This window comes from Rhodococcus sp. OAS809 (genome assembly GCF_040546695.1).
Lineage (GTDB): Bacteria > Actinomycetota > Actinomycetes > Mycobacteriales > Mycobacteriaceae > Rhodococcus_F > Rhodococcus_F qingshengii.
The window spans coordinates 5970454-5984175 of record NZ_JBEPOI010000002.1; the positions used below are offsets into that span (position 1 = coordinate 5970454).

Here is a 13722-nt window from a genome sequence, read left to right on the forward strand (position 1 = left end):
GTGGTTTCTTCAGGCGTCATTGTCCCAGATGGGAGCGGCTACGTGCGCTGTCGGGTCGCCGCAGAGACGTTTTGTCTCGCTCGAGGGGGACCGGGAATCGTATCTACTGCGGAGTACCTGGATACTGGGGGTGTGGCATCGAAGAAACCCCGCATTCTCGAAGACAACAAAGACATGGTCTGGTCTCTCGTACCGTTGGTGCTGTTCTGCATCATCATTGCGGGCATCGCCAGCCAGTGCACGTTCAGTCCTGGCGGCCCGACACAGGGGCCTATCCCGAGCGTCGACGTGGACGCAGCTCTGAACTACGACGCGAAGGAACTCGGATTTCCCATCCGTAATCCCGGTGTTCCGGACGGGTGGACTCCGAACTCCGGCAGTCGCAAGATCATCTCCGGCGACGGCGGCGGAGATTCGAGCACTGTGGGATTCATCACGACCAGTGGTCGCTACATCCAGCTGACACAGAGCAATGCCGAGGAATTCCCGTTGGTGTCACATGTTGCCGGTGGACAGCGATTCGCGACCGGAGTCGAGACCGTCGGTGCCGATACGTGGAACGTCTTCGGCGGCGAAGGTGTCGAGTCGATCTGGGTCACGGACGTCGGGGATGTTCGCCTGTTGCTCACGGGCGCGGCGACGCCGGAAGAGTTCCGGATTCTTGCCGAGAAGGTCGGCGCAGCGCAGCCGATCACGCCATAGGATTTGCGGTCGGAGCGGACGTTACTCGTCCGCTTCGGCCAGAGCCTTTTCGACGCGGGCCCTCGCGCCGGCCAAGTGCTCTTCACAGCGCTTGGCCAACGCTTCGCCTCGCTCCCACAGTGAGAGTGACGCGTCGAGGTCCAGACCGCCCTGTTCGAGAATCTTCACGACGCTCACCAATTCGTCGCGGGCTGCTTCGTAGCCGAGTTCGTTGATGTCGGTGTCGGTGGCGTTGCTCATTTTTCTCTTCCCATCACTGCGGCGCGAACGGCGCCGTCTGCAAGTCGAACTCGAATCTGGGTACCGGGTGGCGCGTCCTCGACCGAGCGCAGAACCTCCGGATCGCCGTCGGCGACAACACGTTGCACGACTGCGTACCCGCGGGCCAGCGTCGCGGCGGGGCCCAGCGTGGTGAGCCGGGCGCGCAGATGCTCGATCGTTCGGGACTCGGTGTCGATCAACCGAGTCACATCGCGTCGTCCGGCGGCTTGGAGCCTTTCGACCTCCTCGGCGCGACGGTCCACCGCGAGCAGCGGCGATGCCATGACCGGTCGAGTGCGCAACTGTTCGATCAGATGAGACTCACGCTTGACCCAGCTGCGCAGTGCCGCAGCGCTGCGGTCACGCAGATCCGCAACCAGGGCAGCTTCCGCAACCGCGTCGGGTACGACGCGCTTGGCCGCGTCCGTGGGTGTGGCTGCGCGCAGGTCGGCGACGTGGTCACTGAGCGGGCTGTCCGGCTCGTGTCCGATGGCACTGACGATGGGCGTCGTGCAGGCCACGATGGCGCGGCACAGCGCTTCGTCGGAGAACGGCAGGAGATCCTCGACGCTACCGCCGCCGCGAGCGAGGATGATGACGTCGACTACCGGGTTGGCGTCGAGTTCCTTCAGCGCTTCGATGATCTGGGGAACAGCAGTCGGGCCCTGAACCGCGGTGTTACGCACTGCGATGGCAACTGCTGGCCAACGACGATGGGCGACTGAGACGACATCCTTCTCGGCCGCACTGGCTCGGCCCGTGATCAGGCCGATCGTGCCGGGCAGAAACGGAAGCGGCCGTTTGAGCCGCGGATCGAACAAGCCCTCGGCGGCGAGCAAGGCGCGCAGTCTCTCGATGCGGGCAAGCAGCTCACCGATACCCACGGCGCGAATCTCGGTGACACGCAACGACACCGTTCCGCGTCCGGTGTAGAACGAGAGCTTGCCGAACATCACGACACGCGAGCCCTCGGTCAACGGCACCGGGGAGTTGTGCAACAACTGCGGTGAGCATGTGATCGACAGCGACATGTCTGCCGACGGATCACGCAGGACGAGAAAGGCCGTTCGGGTGCCGGGGCGTGCATTGATCTGGGTGATCTGACCTTCGACCCAGATGCTGCCGAGCCGATCGATCCAGCCGGCGACCTTGGCGGAAACCGTGCGGACCGGCCACGGCTGCTCAGCGCTGCTGGCGCCGGACGATCGCTGCGATGAAGCGGGGGGCGTTGCGGAAGTCACTTTGCCTTGGCTGTAGTGATGCGGTTGGTGAGCATGGTCTGGAACGGTGCGCGAGCGAGCGTCGCATTCTCGTAGTCCAGGACTGCGGTCAGCTCGTCGATGCTGAGCGTCCGGATGCGCGCACGGAGCTGTGCGAGTGTGAGGTTGGGGTAGTCGAGTTCGGTGACGATCTCGGGCTCTTCGGCAGGTCCGTCCGTCGTAGCTGCCATGGATTCGGACTCGGCGACGGGTGCGGGTTCCTCGATGGGGGCAGTCGGCTCGAGCGAGTAGAGCGCGAAGCGACCGGCGTTGGTCGGGGTGTCAGCGGTGGTCGATCCGGTGGAAGGCGTCGGGTCAGCAGGCGCATCGACGTCTTCGTCGAAGACCGCCCACTCGGGCTGTTCGTCCTCGGAAGACCAGTTGATCAGTGCAAATGCCTGATCGCCCTTGATCGCCAGCGAGGTGATCGACTGCTGCACGCGCATGCTTGTCTGCAGCATCTGGCTCACGGCGGTCATCGGCAGGGCGACGGCGGTGGTGGGCAACTTCTTTGCCTCTTCCATCGCGGTGACGGCGAGTCCCGCGGCAACGCGCGCCACGAACGGTGGTCGGATCATTCCCCCAGCTTGCCGCAAAGCTCCGACAATCGGTAGCCGACTTGCCTGTGACGGCCGTACTCGTTTACTTCGGAACCTTCGATCGGAGCCCGAAACCGAGGTGTTCACGTTTGCCGGAGTGTCTCACGTTCGAGGTGCCAGTAGGCTGGTCACATGTCTTCGGCTGTTCCTCTCAATCTCGGTATCGCGCACTCGGCTGATTCGCCGTCCACCCGCAAGGGCAGCGCCAAGCGCGTGCTCCTCGCCGAGCCTCGCGGCTACTGCGCCGGCGTCGACCGCGCGGTCGAGACCGTCGAGAAGGCCCTCGAGAAGCACGGCGCACCCATCTACGTGCGTAAGGAGATCGTCCACAATCGCCACGTCGTCGAGACGCTCGAAGATCAGGGCGTGATCTTCGTCGACGAAACCGACGAGGTTCCCGAGGGATCGTTGCTCGTGTTCTCGGCGCACGGTGTGTCGCCGGCCGTCCACGACTCGGCTGCCGAGCGGAACCTGCGCACGATCGACGCGACGTGCCCCCTGGTCACGAAGGTGCACCAGGAAGCGAAGCGATTCGCCCGCGACGATTACGACATTCTGCTCATCGGCCACGAAGGCCACGAGGAGGTCGAGGGCACCGCAGGTGAGGCTCCCGATCACGTCACCATCGTCGACGGCCCGGATTCGGTCGACGCGGTCACGGTTCGTGACGAGTCGAAGGTCATCTGGCTTTCCCAGACCACACTGAGCGTCGACGAGACGATGCAGACCGTCGCGCGCCTGCGTGAGCGCTTCCCCAATCTGCAGGACCCGCCGTCCGACGACATCTGCTACGCCACGCAGAACCGTCAGGTCGCGGTCAAGGCGATGGCTCCCGAGTGTGATCTCGTGATCGTGGTGGGTTCGCGGAACTCGTCCAACTCGGTTCGCCTGGTCGAGGTCGCGCTCGGGGCGGGCGCTGCCGCGTCGTACCTGGTCGACTACGCCCGTGAGGTCGATCTCGCGTGGCTCGAGGGTGTCCAGACAGTCGGCATCACGTCAGGCGCATCGGTACCCGAGGTGCTCGTGCGCGGCGTGATCGAACTTCTTGCCGAGCACGGATACAACGACGTTCAACCCGTCACCACTGCCAACGAGACTCTGGTGTTCGCCCTTCCCCGTGAATTGCGAGCAGCGCGCACGTCCTGAAACAAGAAAATGCGGGGCACCTTCCATCTGGAAGGTGCCCCGCATTTTTGTGCTACCGAGCGCGTCTGTTCAGGGCTCTTCGCGATCGCGGTACCGAACTCGCGGCGGCGGATACGCGGGAAGATCGACTCCGGGTGGGCGGCGGCGAGGGGGCAGCGGCGGCGATACGTCGTCACCCGAAGCGAAGAAGGGCTCCATCCGCTCCTCACGTCTGGGCGACGAAGTGGGCTCGGGCGCCCGGCGGCGACCGTACGACGGGTAGTCGTCGTCTGCCACGGGCCGACTGTCGGGCTGGGGGCGACGCGTAGGCGGTTGGTGCGTGCGATCGACCCTGGGTGGCTGAGGGCTTCTCCGAGGCGGCAGCGGACGCTCGTCCTGGATTGGCTCGCGCCTGGGGGTGCTTCGGTAGGCGGGCTGCTCGTCCACCTCGGGGGCGCGGCGACGCGGCGGCCCGGGGACGGGCGCGTCCGAGACTCTGCGTCGACGCCCGGTCTCGGGTGCGGGTTGTTCTCGCGTGGCAGCCGCAGAGGAGTCACGAGTGGTGGCCGCCGAGCGGCGGGAGCGGGTCGAGCGCGCGGGCCCGGTGGGGCGCTGATTGAGCAGGAAGTATCGGAAGCCACCGATGATCAGCACGACCACGGTTGCGGCCAACATGATCGGAAAGCGGTTGACCAACGGGTACGCGATGTTGATCGCGATATCGCGCAGCGCGGTGCTGTTGTCCTTGCCGATGAGCGTGTGCCCGATCGGCACCGCAGCGAAGAGCAGCAACGGCGGTTGGGCCATCGCGGTGAAGAGTGCTTTGTTCGAAGCGGCAACCACAGCGAAGAGACAGCCCAGGAAGTAGAACGTCGAGAACACCGCGGTGAGCTCTCCGCCGCCTCCGGTGGCATCGATCAGTACGCCGACGGCGGTCACACCGGCAGCAAGCAGGATCACTCCCCACCAGGGCAGGCCGGGGACGGTCACGATGAGCGATCGCTTGTCCAGCGGTACCCCGGAGCGAGCACGTTGGGTTGCAGACACATAACGACATTAGCGGTTCTTGCGTTGTCGGCCGTGTTTGTGCGGGTCGTGGCTGGCGCATTTATCGACGCGATGGCGCGATGGTTTCGGGTTCTTCGCCAAACGAACCGGACGGATTGTGTGCAGGGTCACCGGACGCTCGTGGGTTGGGGCACACCGACGAAGCCGTCAGCGTGGGAGATCGGCGGTGTCGGTGGGCTGCTCTACCGTCGGATTCATGAAGATTCTGCACACCTCCGATTGGCATATAGGTCGCACCTTTCACGGCGTCGATCTGCTGGCCGATCAGTCGAGTGTGCTCGGTTCCATCGCAGATTCCGTCCGCGAACACGGCGTCGACGTCGTGGTCGTGCCGGGGGACATCTACGACCGCTCGATTCCCAGTTCCGACGCGGTCACCGTGTGCAATCGAGGCTTCGAGGCAATCCGGGCGGCGGGGGCGGTCATCGTCGCGACGCCCGGCAATCACGATTCCGCGGTGCGGCTCGGAGCCGGGGCATCCTTTGCCGCTGCCGGCGGCTTGCACCTGATCACTCGCGTCGGCCAGATCGGTACTCCGGTGATGCTGAGCGATCAGTTCGGTCCTGTCGCCTTTTACGGGATTCCGTACCTCGAGCCGGAGATCACGCGCGTCGAGTTGGACGTGCCCCGGGCTCGTACTCATTCCGACATCCTCGGAGCGGCCATGTCGCGTGTTCGGCGAGATCTCGCCGAACGAACGGCTGCCGACCCCGCGACTCGATCGGTATTGCTCGCCCATGCCTTCGTCGTGGGCGGTGAGGCCTCCGAATCGGAACGCTCCATCTCGGTCGGCGGAGTGGAGACCGTCGCAGTGGGCGAGTTCGACGGCGTCGACTATGTCGCCCTCGGACACCTGCATTCTCCGCAGATGCTCTCGGAGAGTGTGCGGTACTCAGGTTCACCGTTGCCGTATTCGTTCGGTGAGCGCAGCCACCGCAAGGCTGCGCTTTTGATCGAACTCGACGCAGCCGGTCTGTCGTCGGTGCAGCGCCTCGATCTTCCGGTGATTCGAGGGCTGAGCCAGGTGACGGGAACTCTCGAGGAACTTCTCACCGAGTCGAAGTACGCCGATTCCGAGCAGTGCTACGTCTCCGCTTTGCTCACCGACCCGGTTCGTCCCGTCGATGCCATGAGGCAGCTCCAGGCACGTTTCCCGTTTGCCGTTCACCTCGAATGGCAAAGGCCGGAAGGACAATCGGATCTCAAGTATCGCGACGCGGTACGGGGTCGAACCGACATGGAGATCGCCCGCGGCTTTGTCTCGGCCGTGCGTAGTGACCCGTCCGAGCGGGAGGTCACGTTGATGGCCGAAGCGCTCAGCGCTGCCGCGCGCGCCGAGGAGTCCACGGTAGAACTGAGTGAAACCGCGTGAGGCTGCACAAACTCGAAGTCAGCTCTTTCGGGCCCTTTGCCGACACTGTCGAGGTCGACTTCGACCGATTGGGTGCAGACGGGCTGTTCCTTCTGCACGGCGACACCGGTGCAGGCAAGACCACGATCCTCGACGCGGTTGCGTTTGCCCTGTACGGGCGGGTGCCGGGTGCGCGCAACGAGGGCAAGCGATTGTTGTCCGATCACGCGCCCGCCGGTTCGGTGCCGCGCGTGGAACTCGAAGCGACCATCAGTGGTCGCAGAATCAAACTTGTTCGTAGTCCAGAGTATTCGCGTCCGAAGAAGCGCGGGACCGGTTCGATCGCAGAGAATGCAAAGGCCACACTGACGTGGTTGGACGGCCGCGGCGAGAATCTTTCGCGCATCCCTGACATCGGTGACGAGATCAACCGCCTCATGGGCATGAGCGCTGATCAGTTCTTCCAGGTGGTGCTCTTGCCGCAGGGTGAGTTCGCCAAATTCCTGCGTGCCGAGAGTGACGAGCGAGGCAAACTGCTCGAGCGTCTGTTCGACACCAAGCGTTTTGTCTCCGTCGAGGCATGGTTCGACGCCAAGCGAAAGGCAAGTGCGACCGCGCTCGCGGCAAGGGAGCAATCCGTGCGGCTGCTGCTCGCGAAGGTCGAGACAGCTGCGGGACTCGAGGTAGGCGCCGAGGCACACCCACTGGAATGGTCGCGCAAACTCCTCGCCGAGGCTCAGGACACCCGCGATACAAGTCTTGCGGAGCTGGTGACCGCGAAAGATGCAGCAGCCGAGGCTAATCGGGTGCTCACCGTTGCGCAGCGAACCGCAGATCTGGTCGCTCGCCGTAATCGTGCGACCGCTGAACTCGCAGCATTCAATACGGGCGCCGCCCAAAGAGCTGTGATCGGCGCTGAACTCGAGACCGCCAAGCGCGCACTGCCGGTGGCCGCTGTCGCCGGCGATGTGGACGCTGCCGGCTTGCACCTCGCTGCCGCACTCGAATCGATGACCGCAGCGATGTCGACCTACTCCGCAACGGGCGGTCCGGAGATTTTCGTGCCGGAGGTGTGGCCACCCACCGACGACGAGCGTCAACGCGTCGTAGCTCGGATCCGGACCTGGCGTGACGAGATCGTTCGCCTGGACGCAATGGCGGAGGATGCTCGCAGAGCCGATGCGGCAGAAGCCGAGATCGAGAAACTCGGAGTTCGGCGAGACGCTCTGTCCGAGCGCATCGATGCCATCGCGGTTGAACGCACTCAACTGCCAGAAATGGTGCGCTCGGCCGGCCAACGACTGGAGGATGCGCAACGCGCGCACGCGGCTCTGCCCGGCCTCGAAGCTGCACTGGCCAAAGCATCGGATGCTGCGGCAGCGGCTCATGAATTCGTCTCTCTGCGTGCGCAAGCCGAGAAGATTCGTGTGCAGGTGTTGGATGCGCGCGACGCCCATCAGAGTGCTCGCGGGCGCTGGCTCGACCTCGTGCAGAAGCGTATCGAGGGCATGGCTGCGGAGTTGGCGAGTTCACTCGCGCCCGGTGACCCATGCCAGGTGTGTGGTTCGCGTGAACACCCTGCGCCGGCGCAGTTTGATGTCGTGACGGTCACCGAGCCCGATCTGGAAGTCGCGTCCGCAGCCGAGCGTGCGGCCGAGAAAGCCCTGAGCAAGGTAGTCGACCGCCAGGTAACCGTCGACCGTGACATCGACCGGGTGATCGCCCGCGGCGGGGACGGCGACGTCGCAGAACTCGACAGGCTCCGCGCCGCGGCTCGGAACGCCGTTGACGAGGCGACCCACTCTGCCGGTCAGGTTGGAGGGTTGGCCGACAAGCTCGGGCATCTCAACGAGCGTGACGGCGAGCTGCAACAGGAATCCGCTTCTCTGACGGCCGAATTGGCGGCACTGACCGAGCGTACGACGACTCTGTCGGCCACGGTCGAGCAGATTCGAGCGGCGATCGTCGCTGCGGTGGGAGAAGATTCGACCATCGCTGCTCAGCGCTCGCGGTTCGAAAGGCTTGCCTCCGCTGCCTCGGCGGCGTCTGAGATGCGTGACGACGCCGTTCGTGCGCAGGCGCGATCGGCGGAACTGTCGACCAAACTGGCCGCTGCGGCGGCCGCTGCTGGATTCGATTCGGTCGAGGCTGCGATCGAAGGGGTGAGATCGCCGGCCCGAATCGCAGCGATCGAAACGGAACTCGCCAAAGCACGCGACCTCGAGGTGGCCGCTCGGACGGTCCTCGACGACCCCGAGGTCGTTGCGGTGAGCGAAGTCGAGACAGTCGACGTCGACGGTCCTCGCGAGCGTGCTCTTCAGTGCGCCGAGGTGGTGAACTCGGCTGTTGCAGCTGCTTCCCTGGCCGAGAACCGCGTGTCGGATCTCGAACGGTTCAGCGGACAACTCGAGAAAGCATACGAAGCGGTTGCACCTGAGCGGGAACTGCACGACGAACTCGCTGGCCTCGCCGACGTGATCGCCGGTAAAGGGCAGAACAGTCGCAAGATGTCGCTGAGGGCTTATGTACTCGCGTCGCGGTTGGAAGAGATCGCGGTGTCGGCATCGGTTCGGCTGCAGCGGATGTCCGGGGGCAGATACGAGTTCGTGCACAGTGACGAGGCAGGTTCTCGGGGTCGCCGCGGCGGTCTGGGGCTCGACATCCGGGACGACTTCACGGGTGTCGTTCGCTCGGCGAAGACGCTCTCGGGCGGTGAATCATTCTTGGCGTCATTGTCTTTGGCCCTCGGACTTGCCGATGTGGTTGCGGCGGAGTCCGGCGGAATCGTTCTCGACACGATGTTCATCGACGAAGGATTCGGCACTCTCGACGCCGACACCCTCGACTCGGTGATGGCTGTGTTGGACGAGCTTCGCGACGGTGGACGAGTGGTGGGCATCGTCAGTCACGTGGACGAGATGAGGCAGCGAATCCCGAGTCGCCTGCACGTCATTCGCGGACGTGCAGGCTCCTCGGTGAAGGTGATCGCGGGCTGATCAGGCCTTTTTGTTCTCTACCTCTGACTCGGCGTCGTCGTCTTGATCCTCGAGGATGTCCGACGCATCGCCGGCGGGCATCGGCTCGTTGTCGCTTGCGCGTTCGTCGATCTGCTCGCCGATGTACCGGATGACAACTGCTGCCACAGCGGCGACGGGCACTGCGAGGAAGGCGCCGACGATGCCGTACAGCGAGCTACCGGCGGCCACGGCAAGCAGCACGATGACGGCGTGGAGTTTCATCGACTTGCTCTGCAGCACAGGCTGAAGGACGTTTCCTTCGATCTGCTGAACGGCCAGGATGATGATCAACACGATGATGGCGGTGGTGAGACCGTTGGCCACCAGCGCAACCAACACAGCCAGGGCGCCGGCGACAAAGGCACCGACGATCGGGATGAAGCCACCGATGAACGTGAGAATTGCCAGCACCGGTGCCAGCGGGACCCCGAGTATCAGCAATCCGGCGCCGATGAAGACCGCGTCGATCAGACTCACCAGTGCTTGTGTCCTGATGAATCCGCCGAGCGTGTCCCACATGCGGGTGAGGACCTCTTCGAGATGCCGACCGGCACGGCCGCCGCCGACAGCGTGGAGCCAGGGGATGAACCTCGGTCCGTCCTTGATGAAGAAGAAAGCGAGAATCAGGACCAAACCGAGCGTGACCAACAACGAGCTCGCTGTGCTCACGCCGCTGAAAACGCCTGAAGCGATGGCGGTTCCACTTTCCTGCACCTTGGTGATGACGGCATGGACGGCGTTGTCGATCTGGTCGTCCTTCAGGTTCAGCGGCGGACCCTGGAGCCAGTCCTGAACCTGGTTGATGCCCTCGGTGGTCTTGTTCGCGAGCTCGGGGGCCTGGCTGACCACTGACGGAACGATGCCGGCGATCACACCGGCCAGGATTCCGATCGAGAGCACCAGGGTGATGCCGGCTGCCGCGGCCGGTGGCATCCCGCGCTTGATCATGCCGCGGGTCGGCGGCCACATGACTGTCGCAACAACGATAGCCAGAGCCACCGGCAGGATGATGACCCAGAGCTTTTCGATCAGCCAGCCGAAAATCCAGGCGCCCAGCGAAATCGACGCCAACACCAACGACCATTTTGCGAGCCACATACCCCCTTGCCCGATGATCTCGCCGCGGTCGCGCTTGCGCACCCCTGCGGACGTCCCCTTGTCTTGCTCGCTCACTGATCGTCCTTTCCGTCGGCGCAGGGATCTCCTCGCCGATGTGCGAATCCGGTGATCTAGCTGAGCTGATCGTAACGACTGCATGCGATAACTCGTGTGTTGCGCTGCAATACTGTGTTTTGAAGCATGCTGATCGGACTAACATTTCCGTCATGAGAATCGCAGCAGCAGTCGGGGCAGCAGCAATCGTCGTTCTCGGGCTCACCGCGTGTAGCACCGAGGATCAGGACAACGCGCAGAACAAGATCAGCGAGGCAGTCACGAGCGGGCAACAGGCGCTCGAGACGGCGAAACAGTCAGCGGGCAACGCCATCGATCAGGGCAAGACGGCGCTGTTCGTCGCCACGTTCCGTGGGGCTTACGCACCGTTGGCGGAGAACCGCGACGACGCAGACATCGAGGAGATCTTGACGACCACGTGTACCGAGGTCGCCAACGGCACGGACGAGGCGGAGGTCAAGACCAAGATCACCGACCTGGCCGAGAACAACGGCAACAAGCCCACCGACGAGCAGGCCGGCCACATTTACGAACTCGCGAAGGCCACCTGCCCCTGACCGGATTCAGCAGCAGCGGGCGCCTGGGTTGGCGTCGGCTGCTGCGTGACGGCGGCGCCAGAACTCTCGTTCGCTGATCACCGGTGAGTCGGCGTGGTGGCGTCGGGTGTGCTCGACGTAGCGCTGATAGTCGAGATCACCCATCACCGAGCGAACCCACCACAGCGTTCCGCGGAACGCTGTGGTGAGTTTTGCCGTCATGGTCGCCGTCGTCATGGTCAGTGCCCACCTCCGTGTGCGGCGCCGGGCGCCCGGACTTTCCCGGCTTTGATGAGCTCGTCCCATTCTTTCTGGATTTCCTTCTCCGCGGGCGTCGGAATGAAGCTGGCGGGTCCGAAGATTTTCGACGGTTCTTCCGGGGACTCTGTGGTCGGCAGCCCGCCCGCTCGGATTGCCTTGGCACATACGATGATCCCGGCGATGACCACGACGATCACCAGTGACGCGAAGATGATCGACAACGTGCCCTGGATGAAGGTGTTGCGAATGACGGCATCGATGGCCTCCGGAGTCTTCGCGGAACCGTGCGCCGTCTCGCCGGCAGCCTTCGCGTCCTTGAACACGTTGTGCTGAGCCCAGTACCCGATCGCGGGGTTGTCGGAGAAGATCTTCTGGTACGACGCGGTCATGGTTACGACCAGGTCCCACACCAGCGGCACGCCGGGAATCCAGGCCCATTTGAACAGGCCCTTCTTCATGACGATCGTCATGACCACCGTCAGCGCGATCGCGGCGAGTAGCTGGTTGGCGATGCCGAAGAGCGGGAAGAGTGTGTTGATTCCGCCCAGCGGATCGGTGACACCCATGAGCAGAATCGCGCCCCAGGCAGCGACGACGATCAGCGAGCACAGCCACGCGCCGATGCGCCACGACGGGTCCTTGAACTTCTTTGCCGGACCGCCGAAGTTGCCGAGCGAGTCGGAGAGCATGAATCGAGCGACGCGGGTGCCGGCATCGATCGTGGTGAGGATGAAGAGCGCCTCGAACATGATCGCGAAGTGGTACCAGAACGATTTCAGCGAGTCGCCGCCGAAGACGTCGCTGAGCACTTCGGACATTCCGAACGCGAGCGTCGGGGCGCCGCCGGTTCGCGAGATGATCGATTCTTCGCCGACGGCCTCGGCTGCCTGAGTCAGCACGTCCGGTGTGATGGGGGCAGTGCCGAGGGGCAGATTGTTGACGTATTCGGCTGCGGTTTCCGGTGTTCCACCGGTCAGTGCCGCGGGAGCGTTGAGTGCGAAGTACAGGTGCTGATCGAGGATGCAGGCGGTGACCAGAGCCATGATCGCGACAAACGATTCGGTCAGCATGCCGCCGTACCCGATCATCTTGGTCTGGCTTTCCTTCTCGAGCAGCTTCGGCGTCGTACCGGACGCGATCAGTGCGTGGAAGCCCGAGAGCGCGCCACAGGCAATGGTGATGAACAGGAACGGGAACAGTGAACCGGCAAAGGCCGGGCCTTCGCCGTTGGAGGCGAACGGCGTCACTGCCGGCATGTTCAGCGCGGGTCGTGCGACCAGAATTCCGATGGCCAGCAGCGCGATGGTGCCGACCTTCATGAACGTCGACAAGTAGTCGCGCGGTGCCAGGAGCAGCCAGACCGGCAGCACCGATGCGGCGAATCCGTACGCGATCATCAGCCACGCGATGGTGACCTTCGAGAGTGTGAACCAGTCTGCGCCCCAACCGGTATCGGCAACCCATCCGCCGGAGACGATGGCAAGGAGAAGCAGGACGACGCCGATCAAGGAGACCTCGGAAACCTTGCCCGGCCGCAGATACCGCAGGTACACGCCCATGAACAGCGCGATGGGGATGGTCATCGCGATCGAGAACACTCCCCACGGGGACTCGGCGAGCGCATTGACGACCACAAGTCCGAGCACCGCGATGAGGATGATCATGATGACGAACACGCCGATCAGTGCGGCGACGCCGCCGACAAGGCCGAGTTCTTCGCGGGCCATCTGACCGAGGCTGCGCCCGCGGCGCTTCGACGAGATCCACAGGACCATGAAGTCCTGCACCGCCCCGGCGAACACGACGCCGACGATGATCCAGATCGTTCCCGGAAGATATCCCATCTGCGCGGCCAACACGGGTCCGACCAGGGGGCCGGCACCGGCGATTGCCGCGAAGTGGTGACCGAACAGCACCCGACGGTCGGTCGGCATGTAGTCGGCGCCGTTCTCCATGATTTCGGCGGGAGTTGCGACGTCGTCGCGAGGCTTGACGATCTTGCGTTCGATCAACCGCGCATAGAAGCGGTAGGCGATCAGATAGGTACAGATTGCGGCCAACACGAACCACACAGCGCTGATGTGTTCACCGCGGACGATCGCAATCATGTACCAGGCGCCCGCGCCGACCAGTCCGAGAACAAGGAAGACGACGCGCGCAGTCGTGGAGATGGGTGTTTTGTCGATGACGCCGACAGGTGGCAGGTCAGGATCGGTTTTCAGGTACTCGACATTTGGTTCCGGCGCAGTCGTCAAGCTCATCGTCGAACTCCGTCCACTAGTGCACGTGTGGCCGCCGTCACAGCGGGCCATCTGTCACTGTAGGACCAGAAGGGTGAATCCGCGCGATCTGAAACGCGGGAGTCGACCG

The 13722-nt window shown here is 64.0% G+C and carries 12 protein-coding genes; 5 read left to right on the plus strand and 7 right to left on the minus strand.

Annotated features, from left to right (window positions below; genetic code table 11):
• Window positions 1–132 precede the first annotated feature (132 nt).
• A complete protein-coding gene (locus ABIE52_RS31070; protein ID WP_003945206.1) occupies window positions 133–702 on the plus strand; it encodes a DUF4245 domain-containing protein in 570 nt (189 codons plus the stop codon).
• Window positions 703–723: 21 nt separating this feature from the next.
• On the opposite strand, the gene ABIE52_RS31075 is transcribed toward ABIE52_RS31070, so the two are convergent.
• The 3 genes from ABIE52_RS31075 to ABIE52_RS31085 are packed head-to-tail and all read right to left on the minus strand — an operon-like array spanning window position 724 to window position 2800.
• Entirely contained in the window at window positions 724–942 is a 219-nt protein-coding gene (locus tag ABIE52_RS31075) for an exodeoxyribonuclease VII small subunit (protein ID WP_003945276.1), read from the minus strand.
• A complete protein-coding gene (gene xseA / locus ABIE52_RS31080) occupies window positions 939–2204 on the minus strand; it encodes an exodeoxyribonuclease VII large subunit (protein WP_007726351.1) in 1266 nt (421 codons plus the stop codon). The genes ABIE52_RS31075 and xseA overlap by 4 nt, the downstream gene beginning before the upstream one ends.
• Entirely contained in the window at window positions 2201–2800 is a 600-nt protein-coding gene (locus ABIE52_RS31085) for a lipid droplet-associated protein (RefSeq protein WP_192712323.1), read from the minus strand. Before ABIE52_RS31085 ends, xseA begins: the two co-directional genes overlap by 4 nt.
• A gap of 153 nt (window positions 2801–2953) precedes the next feature.
• On the opposite strand from ABIE52_RS31085, the gene ABIE52_RS31090 reads away from it, so the two are divergent.
• Complete coding sequence (locus ABIE52_RS31090; protein ID WP_003945273.1) at window positions 2954–3967, plus strand: 4-hydroxy-3-methylbut-2-enyl diphosphate reductase; 1014 nt, start codon at window positions 2954–2956, stop codon at window positions 3965–3967.
• Window positions 3968–4036: 69 nt separating this feature from the next.
• Here the strand turns inward: ABIE52_RS31090 and ABIE52_RS31095 are convergent, their stop codons facing one another.
• Window positions 4037–4993 carry a DUF6542 domain-containing protein gene (locus tag ABIE52_RS31095; RefSeq protein ID WP_007726347.1) on the minus strand — a complete coding sequence of 319 codons (957 nt, stop codon included), beginning with the start codon at window positions 4991–4993 and terminating at the stop codon, window positions 4037–4039.
• Window positions 4994–5210: 217 nt separating this feature from the next.
• Between ABIE52_RS31095 and ABIE52_RS31100 the strand changes: the two genes are divergently transcribed.
• Window positions 5211–6386, plus strand: coding sequence for an exonuclease SbcCD subunit D (locus ABIE52_RS31100; protein WP_192712324.1), 1176 nt, complete (start codon window positions 5211–5213; stop codon window positions 6384–6386).
• Window positions 6383–9361, plus strand: coding sequence for an AAA family ATPase (locus tag ABIE52_RS31105; RefSeq protein ID WP_192712325.1), 2979 nt, complete (start codon window positions 6383–6385; stop codon window positions 9359–9361). Before ABIE52_RS31100 ends, ABIE52_RS31105 begins: the two co-directional genes overlap by 4 nt.
• Here the strand turns inward: ABIE52_RS31105 and ABIE52_RS31110 are convergent, their stop codons facing one another.
• Window positions 9362–10555, minus strand: coding sequence for an AI-2E family transporter (locus ABIE52_RS31110; RefSeq protein ID WP_003945249.1), 1194 nt, complete (start codon window positions 10553–10555; stop codon window positions 9362–9364).
• Window positions 10556–10707: 152 nt separating this feature from the next.
• Here ABIE52_RS31110 and ABIE52_RS31115 point away from each other — a divergent pair, with 152 nt between their 5' ends.
• A complete protein-coding gene (locus ABIE52_RS31115; RefSeq protein WP_003945253.1) occupies window positions 10708–11112 on the plus strand; it encodes a hypothetical protein in 405 nt (134 codons plus the stop codon).
• A gap of 6 nt (window positions 11113–11118) precedes the next feature.
• Here the strand turns inward: ABIE52_RS31115 and ABIE52_RS31120 are convergent, their stop codons facing one another.
• Both ABIE52_RS31120 and ABIE52_RS31125 read right to left on the minus strand, forming a co-directional pair.
• Window positions 11119–11328, minus strand: coding sequence for a YbdD/YjiX family protein (locus ABIE52_RS31120; protein ID WP_003945213.1), 210 nt, complete (start codon window positions 11326–11328; stop codon window positions 11119–11121).
• Window positions 11329–11330: 2 nt separating this feature from the next.
• Complete coding sequence (locus ABIE52_RS31125) at window positions 11331–13613, minus strand: carbon starvation CstA family protein (protein ID WP_007726338.1); 2283 nt, start codon at window positions 13611–13613, stop codon at window positions 11331–11333.
• Between the last annotated feature and the right edge of the window lie 109 nt (window positions 13614–13722).

Coding starts and splice junctions, on each gene's coding strand:
- ABIE52_RS31125 (WP_007726338.1), bottom strand. CDS start 13,613: ATGAGCTTGACGACTGCGCCGGAACCAAATGTCGAGTACCTGAAAACC.
- ABIE52_RS31090 (WP_003945273.1), top strand. CDS start 2,954: ATGTCTTCGGCTGTTCCTCTCAATCTCGGTATCGCGCACTCGGCTGAT.
- ABIE52_RS31120 (WP_003945213.1), bottom strand. CDS start 11,328: ATGACGACGGCGACCATGACGGCAAAACTCACCACAGCGTTCCGCGGA.
- ABIE52_RS31085 (WP_192712323.1), bottom strand. CDS start 2,800: ATGATCCGACCACCGTTCGTGGCGCGCGTTGCCGCGGGACTCGCCGTC.
- ABIE52_RS31115 (WP_003945253.1), top strand. CDS start 10,708: ATGAGAATCGCAGCAGCAGTCGGGGCAGCAGCAATCGTCGTTCTCGGG.
- ABIE52_RS31075 (WP_003945276.1), bottom strand. CDS start 942: ATGAGCAACGCCACCGACACCGACATCAACGAACTCGGCTACGAAGCA.
- ABIE52_RS31100 (WP_192712324.1), top strand. CDS start 5,211: ATGAAGATTCTGCACACCTCCGATTGGCATATAGGTCGCACCTTTCAC.